Source organism: Acidithiobacillus sp. AMEEHan (genome assembly GCF_030996345.1).
GTDB lineage: Bacteria > Pseudomonadota > Gammaproteobacteria > Acidithiobacillales > Acidithiobacillaceae > Igneacidithiobacillus.
In genome coordinates, this window is the sequence record NZ_CP118747.1 from 1,494,835 (window position 1) to 1,509,385 (window position 14,551).

General features: G+C 58.1%; 14 protein-coding genes and 1 pseudogene. 2 read left to right on the forward strand and 13 right to left on the reverse strand.

From position 1 onward, the window contains the following. Positions 1–84 precede the first annotated feature (84 nt). From ORD17_RS07695 to ORD17_RS07720, 6 genes are all read right to left on the reverse strand, one after another. Entirely contained in the window at positions 85–1,401 is a 1,317-nt protein-coding gene (locus ORD17_RS07695) for a hypothetical protein (protein WP_308387767.1), read from the reverse strand. Between the two features lie 3 nt (positions 1,402–1,404). Then, a complete protein-coding gene (locus tag ORD17_RS07700) occupies positions 1,405–3,045 on the reverse strand; it encodes a pilus assembly protein TadG-related protein (protein ID WP_308387768.1) in 1,641 nt (546 codons plus the stop codon). A 73-nt stretch (positions 3,046–3,118) separates the two neighbouring features. Then, positions 3,119–3,424, reverse strand: a complete 306-nt coding sequence (locus ORD17_RS07705; protein ID WP_308387769.1) for a pilus assembly protein — start codon at positions 3,422–3,424, stop codon at positions 3,119–3,121. Positions 3,425–3,493: 69 nt separating this feature from the next. Next, positions 3,494–3,772 carry a pilus assembly protein gene (locus ORD17_RS07710; RefSeq protein ID WP_308387770.1) on the reverse strand — a complete coding sequence of 93 codons (279 nt, stop codon included), beginning with the start codon at positions 3,770–3,772 and terminating at the stop codon, positions 3,494–3,496. A gap of 47 nt (positions 3,773–3,819) precedes the next feature. Beyond that, positions 3,820–5,679 carry an OmpA family protein gene (locus ORD17_RS07715; protein WP_308387771.1) on the reverse strand — a complete coding sequence of 620 codons (1,860 nt, stop codon included), beginning with the start codon at positions 5,677–5,679 and terminating at the stop codon, positions 3,820–3,822. A 348-nt stretch (positions 5,680–6,027) separates the two neighbouring features. Beyond that, positions 6,028–7,374 (reverse strand): heterodisulfide reductase-related iron-sulfur binding cluster, encoded by a 1,347-nt coding sequence (locus ORD17_RS07720; protein ID WP_308387772.1) that lies wholly within the window; start codon positions 7,372–7,374, stop codon positions 6,028–6,030. A 146-nt stretch (positions 7,375–7,520) separates the two neighbouring features. Between ORD17_RS07720 and ORD17_RS07725 the strand changes: the two genes are divergently transcribed. Both ORD17_RS07725 and ORD17_RS07730 read left to right on the forward strand, forming a co-directional pair. Next, complete coding sequence (locus ORD17_RS07725; RefSeq protein WP_308387774.1) at positions 7,521–7,814, forward strand: hypothetical protein; 294 nt, start codon at positions 7,521–7,523, stop codon at positions 7,812–7,814. After that, positions 7,811–8,703: pseudogene (locus tag ORD17_RS07730) on the forward strand (RimK family alpha-L-glutamate ligase). The gene ORD17_RS07725 and the pseudogene ORD17_RS07730 overlap by 4 nt, the downstream one beginning before the upstream one ends. On the opposite strand, the gene ORD17_RS07735 reads toward ORD17_RS07730, so the two are convergent. The 7 genes from ORD17_RS07735 to ORD17_RS07765 all read right to left on the reverse strand — a co-directional run bounded on the left by ORD17_RS07735 (position 8,675) and on the right by ORD17_RS07765 (position 14,545). Further along, the gene (locus ORD17_RS07735) at positions 8,675–9,346 is read right to left on the reverse strand and encodes a lysophospholipid acyltransferase family protein (RefSeq protein WP_308387776.1); all 672 of its coding nucleotides are present in this window, start codon (positions 9,344–9,346) and stop codon (positions 8,675–8,677) included. The pseudogene ORD17_RS07730 and the gene ORD17_RS07735 sit on opposite strands and share 29 nt — an antisense overlap. 48 nt (positions 9,347–9,394) lie before the next feature. Beyond that, the gene (gene gmhB / locus ORD17_RS07740; RefSeq protein WP_308387777.1) at positions 9,395–9,931 is read right to left on the reverse strand and encodes a D-glycero-beta-D-manno-heptose 1,7-bisphosphate 7-phosphatase; all 537 of its coding nucleotides are present in this window, start codon (positions 9,929–9,931) and stop codon (positions 9,395–9,397) included. Continuing rightward, on the reverse strand, positions 9,928–12,006 hold the full coding sequence (gene glyS / locus ORD17_RS07745) for a glycine--tRNA ligase subunit beta (protein WP_308387778.1): 2,079 nt from the start codon (positions 12,004–12,006) through the stop codon (positions 9,928–9,930). The genes gmhB and glyS overlap by 4 nt, the downstream gene beginning before the upstream one ends. Beyond that, the gene (gene glyQ / locus ORD17_RS07750) at positions 12,003–12,881 is read right to left on the reverse strand and encodes a glycine--tRNA ligase subunit alpha (RefSeq protein WP_308387780.1); all 879 of its coding nucleotides are present in this window, start codon (positions 12,879–12,881) and stop codon (positions 12,003–12,005) included. The genes glyS and glyQ overlap by 4 nt, the downstream gene beginning before the upstream one ends. A 63-nt stretch (positions 12,882–12,944) precedes the next feature. Beyond that, complete coding sequence (locus tag ORD17_RS07755; protein ID WP_215872275.1) at positions 12,945–13,307, reverse strand: roadblock/LC7 domain-containing protein; 363 nt, start codon at positions 13,305–13,307, stop codon at positions 12,945–12,947. A 36-nt stretch (positions 13,308–13,343) separates the two neighbouring features. Next, positions 13,344–13,982: a roadblock/LC7 domain-containing protein gene (locus ORD17_RS07760; RefSeq protein WP_308387782.1), complete on the reverse strand. Its 639-nt coding sequence runs from the start codon at positions 13,980–13,982 to the stop codon at positions 13,344–13,346. Next, positions 13,979–14,545 (reverse strand): ATP/GTP-binding protein, encoded by a 567-nt coding sequence (locus tag ORD17_RS07765; protein ID WP_308387783.1) that lies wholly within the window; start codon positions 14,543–14,545, stop codon positions 13,979–13,981. The genes ORD17_RS07760 and ORD17_RS07765 overlap by 4 nt, the downstream gene beginning before the upstream one ends. Between the last annotated feature and the right edge of the window lie 6 nt (positions 14,546–14,551).

Genomic DNA, 14,551 nt, shown 5'->3' on the forward strand with positions numbered 1-14,551 from the left:
TTCCAGCAGGGGTGGGATCATCCAACCGCAACGACAGGAGAAAAAACGCAGAGAGTAATTGTCGCGGCAATATATAGCAATTATTCACTGCATGAGCTCCTGGTGGCGCTGGCCAAAGTGTTGTGCAATATCACCCATTATTCGAGCCGTATCACGCGTGCTTGAAGCCGTTTGGGCAGCGAGCTTGTAGGCCTTGTCCGGACTCATACCCCCGCTAATTAAAACTTTGGCTAGGTTTTCGCCATTCGGGCCAATCTCCTGCAGATAGGACTGAATTTCTTTCTTCCCATTTTCTGCCGTGGAGTGAAGTTTCTGGTCATGTTTTTGCGCGCCTGGAGAGTTCTGGTACGCTTCCCGGAATAATCGTTCTTCTTCCGCGTTACGTCGCGCCGCAACCTGCTGCGGGCTCATCGTTCGCTCTTTTTCGAGTCGTGCGTTAACGTGCGCTTTGGTAAATGGCTCGGTATCTTTGCCTAAAGGAATCGGCGAAAATTGAGCAATATAACCGAATCTCAAATCTTTAATCTGATAGGTGTGATTGGTGCCTGGCTTGACGGTGTGGAGCAAATAATTTTTGCTAACTTTGTCAGTTACAAGACAGGAGATGTCCATTCTCCTTGCTGGGCGCCCAAAAGACTTGCCCGCTTTATCGTCGCCGGTGGTCACTAGTGCACTATTGAATACCGCACCGACAACCGGTTGCTTTAAAATGGCGAAGTCATCGGCCCCAGAAAAACCTGGAACTTTTGGTGGCGGGATATCTTCGTAGCCAAGCGCTTCTGCCGCGCGAACAATTTCGTCTCGTACGACGCGCGGATCGCCTGTGGTGAGAAAAAAAACTGCGCGAGTAAAAGTCTGCATCTGTGTCCTGACGCCCGGTTTAGGAGATAAAACGGTTGAAGCTTTGAGCGCCATCCACTGTTCAGTTCCGCTGGGTGCGAAGAGGATGCCTTTGGCACCCAGCGCAGCTTGGAGAGCTGGCAGCGAGACAACAAAATCCTTGAGATCATTGGAGAATGTAATGCCATGGGGAGGTGGTGGACGATCTAATGGCTCACATAAACCCTTTGTAGCGAATTGTTGCGTGATATGATCAAAACGCTGGCTTTCCACCCCTCCCCAAAGAAAAGAAGAGCTGACTTCACCATTCCATGCCCGCGAGCCGGAATAGTCTCCTGAGCTCAAACCGTTTAATACGACAGTCCCATTTTTTATAGCGAGGTCGTTCGCCCGAGGGTAGGGATCGCCTACGCCCATGGATTTGACTTGCAGCGCACTCTTGGGCGCGGCAGGGGTGGGGTGGAATTTCAGAGATGATTCCTGGGCATAGGATGGTGGTGCCAACGTCAGCAAAGCGAGAGCGCAGGTTATGGATAAAGTGAGGTTACGTTTCATAAGCATTGGCTACTCCGCGATGTTCAAGGCAAGTACCTGCGCCTTTTCGGTAGGAGTGAGATCGACCAGACGGGCCGTCCAGAAGGGGCTGAATAGATTGGCGCGTTCGTCGAGCCCATCGCTCCTGGGCCAGAGCTCCGCCGGGCGGCGGAAGTAGACCTGGGCGGCGGCAGCAGCGCGCACTCCCGGGTTTTTGCCGGCTCCCTGGGTAGTCAGGTGCATATTGAGCCAGCCAAGGCGGGTGTTGGTCGCGTCGGAATCGTGGCTGATGCCCAAGGCAGTAACCGAATCGCGTACTTCGGTCTTGGGGAGATCGACGACCACGATGTAGCGTGGGGCGCTGTCAGTCAGGTCTGCCCCCGGACGCTGATCCTGCCAGACAAGGTCACGATATGGTGAGATGCCTTTCTGACCCAACAAGGCCATATCGCGACTGGCATACTCCGAAACGATGCGGCTCATGCCACGACTATCGCGGGACCATGCACCCTGGTAAACGGGAAAAGACGACCACTGAACGGTTTTCGCCTCGCCGGATGCCTGCGGATTTACCCTTGGATCGGACCAGTTGCGAGGGCCGCTAGCATTGTAGTCGAAATTGCCCTGATCTCCTGCCCAAGAGCCGCCGCGCGCCCAAGAGTCGGAGTACGTCGTTTTCCAGCAAAGGCGGGGGATGATTCGTCCGCAAAAAGGTCCGAAAATTTGCACTTGTGTAGAAACACTATCCGCACCCGACCAGACATAGTCGCTATTGGCATTGGGCGCAAATTGGCTGCCACCACTCTTGTGCGTCCCGATGCGCACAACCAGCGCATTGATAGTCAAGGGACGCTCAACGTCGTGGTCGCGGTTTACCGTAAATGCCTGCGAGCCTTGGTTGATCATGCTGGCCATGCGTGCGCGCCCTCCCGGATCGGAACCGTTGGCGTCCGCATTTTCGCCCCAGCGCGTTACGTAATTGCGTCGAGCTGCCCAATAGGGTGCAACGGTGGTGGCAAGACCTGCTGCGGTAAAGTTCAGTACTCTCGCTTTGGGACCAGCATTGAGCCGGACAATCTGTTCCACCGTTTTTTGCAGGGCACCGTTGGGTGTGCTGTTGGCGAGCGCCAAGTTGAAGGCTTCAGAGGCGCCGGAATATGCCACATCCGCGCCGGAGGCCACGGCCAAAAAAGGCAGTGCGTAGACTTGGCCCGTGGCGTAAACGATCTTGGCGTTCGCCTCGATGGCCTGACGATAGGCTTCGACGGCGCCGCCGGCACCGATGAGACTAGCTACAGCCTGAATGGCCCGCAGCGGCGTTTGGATATTCTCGCCAGCCTGGCGCACATAGCGCGACCACGAGAGAATGCTCACCGCTTGGCCAATGGCGATTTGATTGGTGAGCATGGCGCGGTTGAGGTAGGCATCGAGATTCATCTGCCGGGCTTGCAATTCCATGGCAGAGAAAGCCGCTGCATCGGCGGCGTTCTGTACGCGCAGCTTGCTGGAGGTAAGCTGCCCGGTGTTGAAGACTAGGAGCACGCCAGCAATGGCGACTGGAATCAACAGTACAGCGAGCAAAGCCGCCTGTCCCTGTTCACGGCGCGCTTTTCCCCTCTTGCGCCGTGGGAAAAGGGAAAACGTTGGGCAGGAAACTTTCCGGTTTTGCATCGCTAGACTCCTGTAAAGCCTCCCCGCATCCCAACGGACGGGGGAGGAAAGCGCCAGGTTACTTCGGCAAAAATTACTTGCCGCCGGTGCCGCCGGTGCCGAGGACGCTCGCAGAGCTGTAGTCGCCCATGCTCTTCTGCTTGGTGCCCAGGCTATTGGCATTGCTGGCAGTGCCCTTCGCGTTGCTGACGTTGGTGCTGGAGTCATTGCCCGCGAGCTCCGCCGCAATACCGGCCACCTGGTGACGCATGGTCTGGCCGAAGAACGAGAACACGGCGATGGCGGAGATGGCAATCAGGGCCACAACAATCAGATACTCGGTCATGCCCTGACCCGCTTCACGAACCGACTTACGAACTGCAATCAACTTCTGCTTCATATAACCCTCCATCAGGTGAGAGAAACAACAACCACGGTGTCCTTGCCAATACGGGCAAGAATGGTGAAATCAACGCTTTTTCAGATCATTGGCCGAGGTATAGTCGCTCATGGATTTGGTTTTGTTCGCATTCGTGGCAGCGTAGTCTGCCTTTTGCTTGGCATATTTGACGCCGTATTTGGTAGAGTCGGTGCCGACGAGTTCGTGCGCCAATCCAGCAACCTGGTTACGCATGGTTTGTCCAAAACGGGAAAAGACGACAATGGAAGAAATGGCAATGAGTGCCACGACGATCAGGTATTCAGTCATGCCCTGACCGCGTTCTCGAGGTTTTCCTGTAATCAACATGTATTACGCCTCCCTCATCAGAAAATGAAGATCCCCTTCACAACACCTTACTGTCCGGGCAGGAAATCCAGCGCCCGGGCAATGCCCCAATGCCCACTGGCGTACAGCCCGTTTTGGGTGGCACGCAGCGCCGCGTGGGCGGCAGGATCCATGCCGGGCGTGCTGCCCGCGCTGCTGGAGGCCTGGCTGGGCGAGTTTTGCGAAGTCATGGCCGGAACCCCGGTAGCCCCTCCGCTCGCGCTAGCGTTTGGCACAAAACCTGGGGTGAGATTGACGACTTCCACGCGCCGGTTTTTGGCGCGGCCTGCATCATTTTGATTGTCGGCGACGGGCTGCGTTGCCCCGAGGCCGCGGGTGGCAATCTGCTTGCCTGGCACGCCCAGCTGTTCCAGCGCCACCTTGACGGCTTGAGCCCGCTCTTCGGAGAGTTTCTGATTGAACGCGGCAGACCCGATGGCGTCGGTGTGGCCATCAAGCCCAACCATCATCCGGGGATTTTGTTTGAGTACCTGAGCCAATTGAGCAATAGGGGCTTGGGCGTCGGGGCGAAGAGTGGCTTTGTTGTAGTCGAACGGGATGTGCATGGCAAAGCGTCCCCGACTTTGCAGCGCCTGGCCCATTTCCGATGCGGTAACGAGCTCGCGATCGCCTTGTACCATGCCGGTCTGCATGGGCTTGGTTTGCACGGCGTAGACGTAAGTCTCGCCCCTCCCCTGTGGGCTGGAGCCCGATACCCAGAGATAGACCCAGGTTTGCGCACCATTGGGAGAAATGAGTCGAGCGGTACTCATCCGGCCGCCACCGTTTCCGAAGAAGGTCTTGAAATCTCCAGCGGGCTGCCACAGGGGATTGTGCTGAAAGACATCTCCAATATTGTGCTTTGTGTTGCAGGCGTTGTTGGCGCATTGCCAGAGAATTTTGAAGCCTTCCTGTTGCAAGGTTTGCTGATAATTGCTCATGATTTCGAGAGGGGAGCGATCGGTCGGGCTGTAGTAATCGATGTAGACGACCTCTCCTTGTAGATTTTCGGCCCGACTGGGTTCGCCTTTGTCGTCAAAAGGACCTGTTGGCATCCGTATTTCATCGAAATGCTGATGCTGATAAGTGAGCAGGCTACTGCCTGGGTAGGGATGTAAAAATGGTAGATTCTGCCCTTTTTCGGCAGAAAAAGCTGCGTGGGGAAGTATGGAGAGTGATGCTGCGGCCATTGCCAGCGGTAGCATTTTTTTAGCAGCCGTTGCAGGATGTAGCAATTGCTTCTTGTTTTTTCGATAACATTGCCAAAGGCAGACCATTAGTTCCTCTCTTTTGTTGACGCCAAATTTTTTGTACAAGCGTTGCAGTCGGCTGTTTACCTGGGACCGCGGAACGGCGATATCTTTCGCAATTTTCCCGGCTGAGTTGCCGCGCAACAGAGACAAGATGATTTCCCGGTCTTGTACGGAAATGGGTGGGAAAAAAGGAATATTGGTGCGCAGACGCTGGTGAAGATCCCAGAGTTCTCGAATCAACTGTTCACTAGTACTGTTGCGGCACCCTTCGAGCTCGGCGAAGAAAACGTAAGACCGGTATTGAACAGTGGAAAGAAAGGTGTATTGATCTGCATCCCACGCGAGTAGGCCCGCGGATGCACGCGCGAGGCTTCGACGCAAAAGACTCCGGGATTGCTCTCCTTTTGGCCAGCGCGCCTTCGGGAAACGCCACCACGGATGCGGTTCCAACTGGCCGTTGGGAAGACGCAGACATCGGTAGACGGTGATGCGCTGGATGGGCGATTCGGAGTGGAGAGCAACTGGCCGGGGATAGTACTCTGCTGCCCGGGGTGGCGTGAGCGCTTCTGACGCTGGAACGGCATCCTTGCTCACAAAGGTATCGACCCGACTAAACAGACGGATATACTTGCACATTTCGTCGCTCCCTCATGGCAGCCTGGTCCGGCTGCGTCCTTTAAGCGCGGATCCTACCAGTTTTTTTATGAATGTCTATGAACTTGGGATAAGGAAAATAAGACCATAAAATCAGTTAGTTATAATCTTAGGATTAAGACAACAAACAGATTCGTCTGTCCGGCGCAGGCTTCTGGCGTTCGCGAGTGCGGGTCCCAAGTCATGCCTGGGCAGTCGGGGCGGATTCGGATTCCTTCGAAGGGCGTCGTACGCTACCGTGGGGGTGCAACTGCATCGCGGAAGAAACCGGGTCCGCAATAAAAAAGCCCCACCGTGGTGGGGCTCTTGGCTAGTGGATCGTTGGCCGCTTCAGCCGTGGGCGGTCTTCATATTGATTTGCTGATTGGTAGCGAGTTCGGGGTTGTAGAGGTACTCCACATTCCCTTGCTCGACCTGCTTCAGGTATTCCTGGAAATCGGCCTTGGCCTTATCCCAGCTGATGCCCATCTTCTCCACCAGATCCTCGCAGGGGGAGGCGTGCCACTGCAGCTGCACGATCTTGAACGGATCGGCACCACAGGCCAAGGCCGCCAACTGCACGTCGGCAATGATCGGCACGGAATAGTTCATGTCGTGCGCCTTGCCGATCCACTGGTTCTTGTCCATGGTGGTGATGCAGCCGGTGTCGATGCCGATCATCACATCCGCCTTGGCTTCTTCCCGCGCGACCTTGATCTTGCGGTTCATGGTGAAGCTGCGGGTGAACTCGCGCTCGGAGATGATGTGGCGGAAACCGAAGCCGCAGCAGTCATACCAGGTGGAGTAGTCGATGACCTGCGCCCCCAGGGCCTGGGCCACCGAAGTACCCACCGCCGTACGGTTGCCACCGAGAACCGTGTTGTCATACACCGCATCCTCGGCCACCATCTTGTAGTAGTGGCAGGCAGCGTGCACGGTGACCCGGATGTTGCTCATGTCGATGGTCTGCAATTCGCTGGCGATGCGGTTGCGCATCACGTGCAGCCACTCGCTGTAGTGCACCACTTCTTCGGGAATGACGATCTTGCCGTCCACCAGACGCCCGAGCTTGCCGAGGATCTTCTTGACCTTTTCGCGCAGTTCGGCAGATTCGATCAGGTACTTGCGAATCTCCTTGTAGTTGCCGAAGGAAGTGCCACAGTGTACCAGGGGGTAGAAGTGGCCATTCTCGAAGCCGTGCTGCTTGCCGGAGACATAGGCCTGGTGGAAGTTGCGCAGGAATACGGCGGCCAGGGATTCGACATTGCCGATGCCGGAGCCATGATAGTTCCAGGCGGTGCAGGAGGTCTGGTCGGTCTCGTCGAGGTAGTCGATACCGAACTTGTTCATGAACCACATGAGGCTGGTGGGATAGCCGGGGATGTTGCCGCACTGCCCGCAGCTCTTGTGATGCCAGAGCTGGTTGGTGGGCACCCGCTTCTTCCAGCCGAAGAGGGTTTCGACCTCGATCGGCTTGTGATCATCGGTGATGCGATGGACGATGATCTCGCCCTCTCTCTCCAACTCCCACATGTGCTCGCGGATGTCGTCCATGCGCTCGCCCAGATCCACCGAGCGCCGGTCGACATGGTTGCGCACCCACGCCGTCGCCGCTTCGGCTTCCTCGGCTTTCAGATTGGTGTCCTGAAAAAAGGCACCGTGCCCGGCTACCCCTTGCTGCGTCGTGTTTTCACTCATTGCAAACTCCTTGTCGGCCCTGTGGGCCCAGACTATGATCCATTGCCGTGTCCGTTTTGGATCTCTTTATAGTTGACTATTATGCTCTTCTATATTTCTAAAGCCAAGTCAAGGATTTTGTTGCAGACGGTCAGGTGGGAGTGAGGATGGAGGCAAAAACCGATATTGGACAGCGCTGTCGCACATTGTTTGAGAATCCCGTCGTACGGGCCAAGGGATGGCGTAGCAATCTCTTCTGGCGCCCAGAAAACCCCCAGAATCCCTACGGCGCCTTGCGTGTTGATGGGGAAGAATTGGAGGTTCTATTGGCGGCGATTGTTGGGGTAGAGGCGAGGAGCCGGCCTACCCTGGAACAACGTCAACCGGGTCGTGCGAGTTTCATCGAGCGATCCATTGCGCACGGAGAACTGCCGCTGCTGACCTACCAGAGTGATTCTTGACCTCCGTCGCGATCCTGTCACGCTACCCGCAGCTTTATTCCACCCGTCGCCTGCAGGAGGCGCTGCGCGTGAGGGGGGTGGATGGTCGTGTCCTGCAGCCCGAGCGCTGCGCCCTGCACGTCCAGCAAGGAAACTTTCACCTATATTATGAAGGGCAGCTCCTGCCGCCTCCCGAAGTGGTGCTGCCGCGTTTTGGCAGTCCCCTGACCCAACTCGGCGTGCGCCTGCTACGGCAGCTGGCGGCGCAGGGTAGCTATTGCCTCAATAGCGGTGATGCGATCCTGCTCGCGCGCGACAAGTTCCTTTCCCTGCAAATCCTCGCCAGCGCGTCGTTGCCGGTACCGGAGACTTGGTATCTTGCCGATGCTTCGGCGACGGAAACGGCACTCGCGCAATTGGGAACGCCACTGGTCAGCAAACTGCTCAGCGGCTCCCAGGGCGTTGGCGTCAACCTCGCGGAGAGCCGTGGAGGGGCGCGAGCGCTGGTGGATACCCTGCTGCAATTGCAGCACGAAACCCTGCTGCAACGTTTTCTGCCGGAGGGGAGGACTATCGCATGATCGTCCTGGGTAACGAGGTGCTGGCGGCCATGCGGCGACGGGCGGGACCGGGAGAGTTCCGTAGCAATCTGCATCGGGCCGGGACGGCTGAACTCGTGGATGCCGGAGATGTTCTAGTGCTCCTGGAGAAGTTGGCGCTTGCCGCAACGGTGGCCTTGGATCTGGATTTTGCCGGAGTGGATCTGATGCTCGATGAGCAAGGCGCTCCAGTCATCCTGGAGGTCAATCCCGTCCCCAGCCTGGAGGGCATCGAGCGCGTGAGCGGCATCGATATCGCTGGTAGAGTCGTGGACTTCGCTCTTAGTCGCCGGGTGCAGGCATCTGCCTGATTTCCGCGGCAATCCACTCGCGCAGCCGTTCGGTCACCTGGTTACTGCGCCCTTCGCCGGTATCGGCAGGACCAAAATGCAGATGTACTTCGCCCGATCGCATGCGCCAGTCGTGACGCGGCCAGAAACAGCCACTATTGAGGGCGAGGGGGATGATCGGTACGCCGGCGCGCTGCGCGAGGGCGACACCGGTCTGGTGAAAAGGGCCGAGCTCGCCACAGGGCTGTCGCGTACCCTCCGGAAAAATGAGTACGGGAATTCCTGCCTGCAGGCGCTTTTCTCCCTCCTCCAGAACCTGTTTGAGGGCCTGACGCCCCGCTTGGCGATCGATGGCAATGGGCTGGCTCAGGGGCAGATACCAGCCAATGATGGGAAAACGCAGCAGCTCTGCCTTGAGGACAAAAGAAAGACGCGGGAAGTAACGCCAGAGCAGCAGGGTTTCGAGGGAGGACTGATGATTACTGAGGATAACGCAGGGACCGGCCGGAACATTTTCCAGCCCCTGGACGCGATACCGCACACCGATGCTCCAGGCAAAGAGGTGGCTCGCGACCCGCGCCCAAGCACCGCAACCCCAGTAGCGCCAGGATTGGGGCAGGAGAGGGAAGGGCAGAAGTGGCAACGCCCAGATCAGGGTCCACAAAGTGAATCCCCCGTAAAACAGAAGGCTACGGAAGACTCGCGGCATCGCCTAGTGACCGAGTAGGGCGTCGGCGACTGAGGCCAGATTCGGGAAAACGGGTACGCCTTCGGCTCGCGCGTTATCTGCCGCCTTCTTTCCTTTACCAGTCAGTACCAGGATAGGGCTGGCACCGGCACTGCGTGCCGCTAGCAGGTCGCGGTGGCTGTCGCCGACGGCTGGCACTCCCTGCAGATCAACATGAAAGCGCTCGGCAATCTCGCGGAACATGCCATCCTCTGGCTTGCGGCAGGCACAGCCGGCTTCCGGGTGATGCGGGCAGAAAAAAATCGCGTCGATCCGTCCCCCAGCCTCCGCCAACTCCCGCCGCATACGGGAATGGATGGCGCCCAGGGCGCGCAGGCTGAACAGGCGCCGGCCGATGCCTGACTGATTGCTCGCCACCACGACGGTGTAGCCCGCGCGATTGAAGCGGGCGATGGCCTCCAGACTGCCGGGAATCGGCCGCCATTCGGCAGCGGACTTGATGTAGGCATCGCTGTCTTCGTTGATGACGCCGTCGCGGTCGAGGATCAGCAGATGCGTCATCCGCGGCCCTGCAGCTGAGAAAAATCGGCGACATGCAAAAACGCACTTTGCAACGTTCGTAACAGCGCCAAACGTTGTCGCCGGAGCTCAAGATCTTCGCAGAGTACCATCACTTCCGCAAAGAAGCGGTCCACCGGGTCGCGCAGGCTGGCGAGGGTCACAAATGCGTGATGGTAGTTCTTGGCGGCAAGGTCGTCCTCAACGATTTCGCGGATGGCCGTCCAGGCGTTCCATAACGCCTTTTCTGCCGCTTCTTGCAGCAGGCCGGGCTGCAGGGCTGCATTTTCCGGGCTTTCCTCCTTGCGCAAGAGATTGCTGACGCGCTTGATCAGTGCCACCAGATCATCGGCGCGCGGGTCACTGGCGAGAAAGGTGCTGAGACTCTCCAGTCGGCGTCGGGCGTCGAGCGGATTGTCACCGGCCACCGCCAGAATCGCTGCGATACGGTCGGCGGCGAAGCCTTCCTCGCGTAAGAGCACGCGCAGTCGGTCCTGAAAGAACTCGCTGAGTTTTGCACTGGGTTCCGCGCCGGGAAGCAGTGTCGCGGCATAGCTTCTGCGACTGACCTGCGTGAGCTCACCCAGAGAGAAAGAGCGTTCTCCTTCCAGCGCAATGCGCAGAATGCCCAATGCGGCGCGGCGCAAAGCAAAGGGATCGCGATCGCCGGTCGGGATTTTCCCGAGCGCAAAAAAGCCATAGAGGGTATCGATGCGATCTGCCAGAGCGAGCGCCTGCCCGGCCGCCGAGCTCGGTATGGCGTCATCGCGTCCTGCTGGCCGATATTGTTCGCCGATGACCTGGGCAACGGCGGCGGATTCACCATCATGGCGGGCATAGTAGGATCCCATGATGCCCTGCAGCTCCGGAAACTCTCCCACCATGCCGCTGAGCAGATCGCTTTTGCAGAGTTGCACTGCGCGCTCGCAATCCTTGGGATCGGCACCGACCATCGCCGCCACCCTGGGAGCAAGATTTTGCAATCGCCGCACCTTGTCGCCCATGCTCCCCAGACCATCCTGGAAGGAGACCTTGTCCAGGTCGGGAATGCGTGCCGCCAGGCTGCTTTTGCGGTCCTGGTCCCAGAAAAAGGCGGCATCGGCGAGGCGGGCGCGCAGCACCCGGTTGTTGCCATGAATGACGACCTGTGCATCCCGGCTTTCGATATTCGCTACGAAGAGATAACGCGGAGCCAGGCAGCCACTTTGAGTGCGTAAGGGGACATAGCGCTGGTGCTGAATCATCACCGTAATCAGAACTTCCTCGGGGATCCGCAGATACTCCTCGGCAAAACCGCCCGCAAGGATTACGGGCCATTCGCAAAGTCCGGTGATCTCATCGAGGAGGGCATCGGCAAGCACGGGCGTGCAGTCCAGCTCCTGCGCCAAGCGTTGCAGTTCCATTGCGATATAGGCGCGGCGTTCCTGCCAATTGGCGCGGACCTTTGCCTGTAGCAAGGCTTGGGAATAGCTCTGCGGTTGCACGACTGGCACGGGGCCAGGATGATGGACGCGATGACCGAAACTATGGGCCTCGCTTTGCAGACCAAAGGCCTGCCAGGGCAGGGCCTGGTCGGCAAAACGGAGAAGCAGCCAGCGAATGGGACGGGAGAAACTTTCCTCTCGCTTGCCCCAACGCATTCGCTTGCGCAAAGGTAAGGACTCGACCCAGCGCGTGACCAGCTCGGGCAACAGTTCCGCCACGGGGCGAGCAGGATGCTGGATACGCCACGCCAGTATCGTACCCTTTTCGGTTTCCAGCCGTTCCAAGTCGGTCACGGCGACACCACAGGAGCGGGCAAAACCCTCGGCCGCCGCTGTCGCCTTGCCATCGACAAAAGCGCGTTCGAACGACGGTCCGCGGCGGAGTTCTTCCTCGGCACGCGTGCTAGCGGCGAGATCGGGGATGAGCAAAGCGATCCGGCGTGGCGAAATGAAGGGGAGGATCTCGCCATACTCGATGCCGGTCTCGTCGAGTAGACGAATCATGATCTCCCCGGCGCTTTCCTGCAGCTGCTGTTGTTCCGCTGCCGGCAGTTCCTCGCAACCGATTTCCAGTAACAAGGGATGGGACTTCATGCGTCAACTCCCTGCAATAGCGGGTGGCCGAGCTCGGCGCGAGCCTCGGCGTAGATTTCGGCTACCGCACGCGCCATATTGCGTACCCGGCCGATGAAGCGTGCGCGCTCGTTGACGGCGATGGCATGGCGGGCATCGAGCAGGTTGAAAGTGTGGGAGCAGTCGAGCACCCGTTCGTAGGCGGGCAGGGGCAGCTTGGCCGCGATGAGGCTCTGGCAATCGACTTCGGCGCGGTCAAAGCGTTGCCATAGATCGTCTACCGGAGCCAGCTCGAAATTGTAGCGGGACTGCTCCACCTCATTCTGGTGATAGACGTCGCCGTAGCTCACGCCGGGTGTCCAGATCAGGTCATAAACACTTTCGGCACCCTGCAGATACATGGCCAAGCGCTCCAGGCCGTAGGTGATTTCACCCATCACCGGGCGACAGTCCAGGCCACCGACCTGCTGAAAATAGGTGAACTGCGTCACTTCCATGCCATTTAGCCAGACTTCCCAGCCCAGACCCCAGGCACCGAGGGTGGGTGACTCCCAATCGTCTTCGACAAAGCGGATGTCCTGCAGCGCAATGTCGATGCCCAGGCGCCGCAAGGATTCCAGGTACAGCTCCTGCAGATTATGGGGATTTGGTTTGAGTACTGCCTGGAACTGATAATAGTGCTGTAGCCGATTGGGGTTGTCGCCATAGCGACCGTCGGTGGGGCGGCGGGAGGGTTGTACGTAGGCAGCACGCCAGGGTTCCGGACCGATTGCCCGCAAAAAGGTTGCCGGGTGAAAGGTGCCGGCACCCACGGGCATGTCCATGGGTTGCAGCACCACGCAACCCTGCTCGCTCCAAAACTGCTGTAACTGTTGGATGATTTCCTGAAAAGTCATGGCGACCCCGCTGCACGAGGACGCCAATTATGGCCGAATGCCCGGTATCGGGAAAGTCTGGGTTCACAGAAGTTCCGCAATGCCTTGGGCGGCGCGTTTCGCATCCAGAAAAATCAAGCCAAGTTTTGCTTCCTTTCTGGCAATTACGGTGAGAACGGCATCGTGTCCGGCATGGATGAGGAGGACGTATCCGGAATCTCCCTTGATCATCACCTGTTCCAGCTCTCCGCGGGCCAGCTCCGCCGCCGTGCGGTCGCCCAGGGACAGCATGGCGGCAGCCATGGCACCGACGCGATCCTCGTCCATGTTGCCGGCGAGCAGGGAGGCGATGGTCAACCCATCGGTGGATATGACTGCAGATGCCTCGATGTCGGCGGAAGAGCCGTTGAGGTCACTGAGGATGGATTTAAGCATTTCTTCACGCATGGCGTTAAAACTCCCAATAAAAAAGGATGAAGACGTTTAGCGATACCGTTGATCGAGTATTTGCACGAGGGTGACGAAGGGCTGGCTCTGGAGTAGGGGGGTACCGCCGATGATCAACATAAAGCGCTGCGGACCAATGAATAGCGGCCAGAATCCGAGCTCAGACTGTCCCGCGGGGTCGACCAGCGCCCAGGTTTCACTGTGGATGCGGAGATTGTTGCGCAACAACCTCCCATGTCGGCCCTGCAGGCTGAGCAAATCAGCGGAAAGTCCAGCAAGCTCCTCCGCGGATTCATGCAGGAAGCCCGATGTTGACAGGTAAAAGCCGTTTTCATCGGCAAGTAGAGCGCGTTGCCCGTCCGATAGCTGTGCCAGTAACCCCGGGAGGACGTCTTCCAGGCGCTGCTCGGGTGGGTGGCGTGGCTCGGGATTGCCGCGGATCAGACCCAGGCGTTGCAGGCGGAAAATACTGCGCAAGGCGTCATCCAGCGAATCCAATCGGGTCCAGCGGCAGGCAGCTTCCGGGTTGAAAGGGTTGCGCGATCCTTCGCGAAGGATATGGAAGAGAATCGACCGGTTGCCTTCCAGTTCGGGTCCCGAGCTGACATAGAATGCACCCGCTGGCGTCAACTCGGCATACAGAGGGCGCTCAGCAGTGACGAGTTCGATGCTCATGGCACCATTCCCAGACCAGGATCGATGGAGAAGAGTAGCGCCATGACCAGGTTCTTCACGTCCTCTTTGCTGCGCCCGTCCACCTCGAAGATCGGCGGAACAGGATTGAGCATTTGCAGATCCTGGGTGACCTCCGCGAGCATTTTTGCATAGTCTGCGGTATCCGGGCGGGGGTTGACATCGGTCTTGCTGATGCCCAGGACCACCGGAACCTCGGCAATGTAGTCCTTGAATGCATGGAGGAAGAAATGCATGTCCTTTTGCGGATTGGGGCGTGTGTTGTCCAGCATCAATATCAGCCCAAGTCCGCCGGTAGTCAGGATGTCCCACATGAAATCAAAGCGTTCCTGCCCTGGAGTGCCGTATAAATGTACCTTGCTTTTGTCGCCAAGGTGCAGAATCCCATAGTCCATAGCCACCGTGGTGTGGCCTTTACGATTTATGGTCATGTCTGACGCTTTCGCGTCAGTAGAGATGATGGGCACATCAGAGATAGCAGATATCGCCGAAGTTTTGCCTGCGCCAACCGGGCCGGTGAAAACGATTTTATTGTCCTCTCTCATAAATAG

Excerpts from the sequence above, each read along its gene's own strand:
- ORD17_RS07715 (WP_308387771.1), bottom strand. The coding sequence starts at position 5,679 with ATGTGCAAGTATATCCGTCTGTTTAGTCGGGTCGATACCTTTGTGAGC.
- ORD17_RS07705 (WP_308387769.1), bottom strand. The coding sequence starts at position 3,424 with ATGAAGCAGAAGTTGATTGCAGTTCGTAAGTCGGTTCGTGAAGCGGGT.
- ORD17_RS07765 (WP_308387783.1), bottom strand. The coding sequence starts at position 14,545 with ATGAGAGAGGACAATAAAATCGTTTTCACCGGCCCGGTTGGCGCAGGC.
- ORD17_RS07720 (WP_308387772.1), bottom strand. The coding sequence starts at position 7,374 with ATGAGTGAAAACACGACGCAGCAAGGGGTAGCCGGGCACGGTGCCTTT.
- glyQ (WP_308387780.1), bottom strand. The coding sequence starts at position 12,881 with ATGACTTTTCAGGAAATCATCCAACAGTTACAGCAGTTTTGGAGCGAG.
- ORD17_RS07695 (WP_308387767.1), bottom strand. The coding sequence starts at position 1,401 with ATGCTTATGAAACGTAACCTCACTTTATCCATAACCTGCGCTCTCGCT.
- glyS (WP_308387778.1), bottom strand. The coding sequence starts at position 12,006 with ATGAAGTCCCATCCCTTGTTACTGGAAATCGGTTGCGAGGAACTGCCG.
- gmhB (WP_308387777.1), bottom strand. The coding sequence starts at position 9,931 with ATGACGCATCTGCTGATCCTCGACCGCGACGGCGTCATCAACGAAGAC.
- ORD17_RS07755 (WP_215872275.1), bottom strand. The coding sequence starts at position 13,307 with ATGCGTGAAGAAATGCTTAAATCCATCCTCAGTGACCTCAACGGCTCT.
- ORD17_RS07710 (WP_308387770.1), bottom strand. The coding sequence starts at position 3,772 with ATGTTGATTACAGGAAAACCTCGAGAACGCGGTCAGGGCATGACTGAA.
- ORD17_RS07700 (WP_308387768.1), bottom strand. The coding sequence starts at position 3,045 with ATGCAAAACCGGAAAGTTTCCTGCCCAACGTTTTCCCTTTTCCCACGG.
- ORD17_RS07725 (WP_308387774.1), top strand. The coding sequence starts at position 7,521 with ATGGAGGCAAAAACCGATATTGGACAGCGCTGTCGCACATTGTTTGAG.
- ORD17_RS07760 (WP_308387782.1), bottom strand. The coding sequence starts at position 13,982 with ATGAGCATCGAACTCGTCACTGCTGAGCGCCCTCTGTATGCCGAGTTG.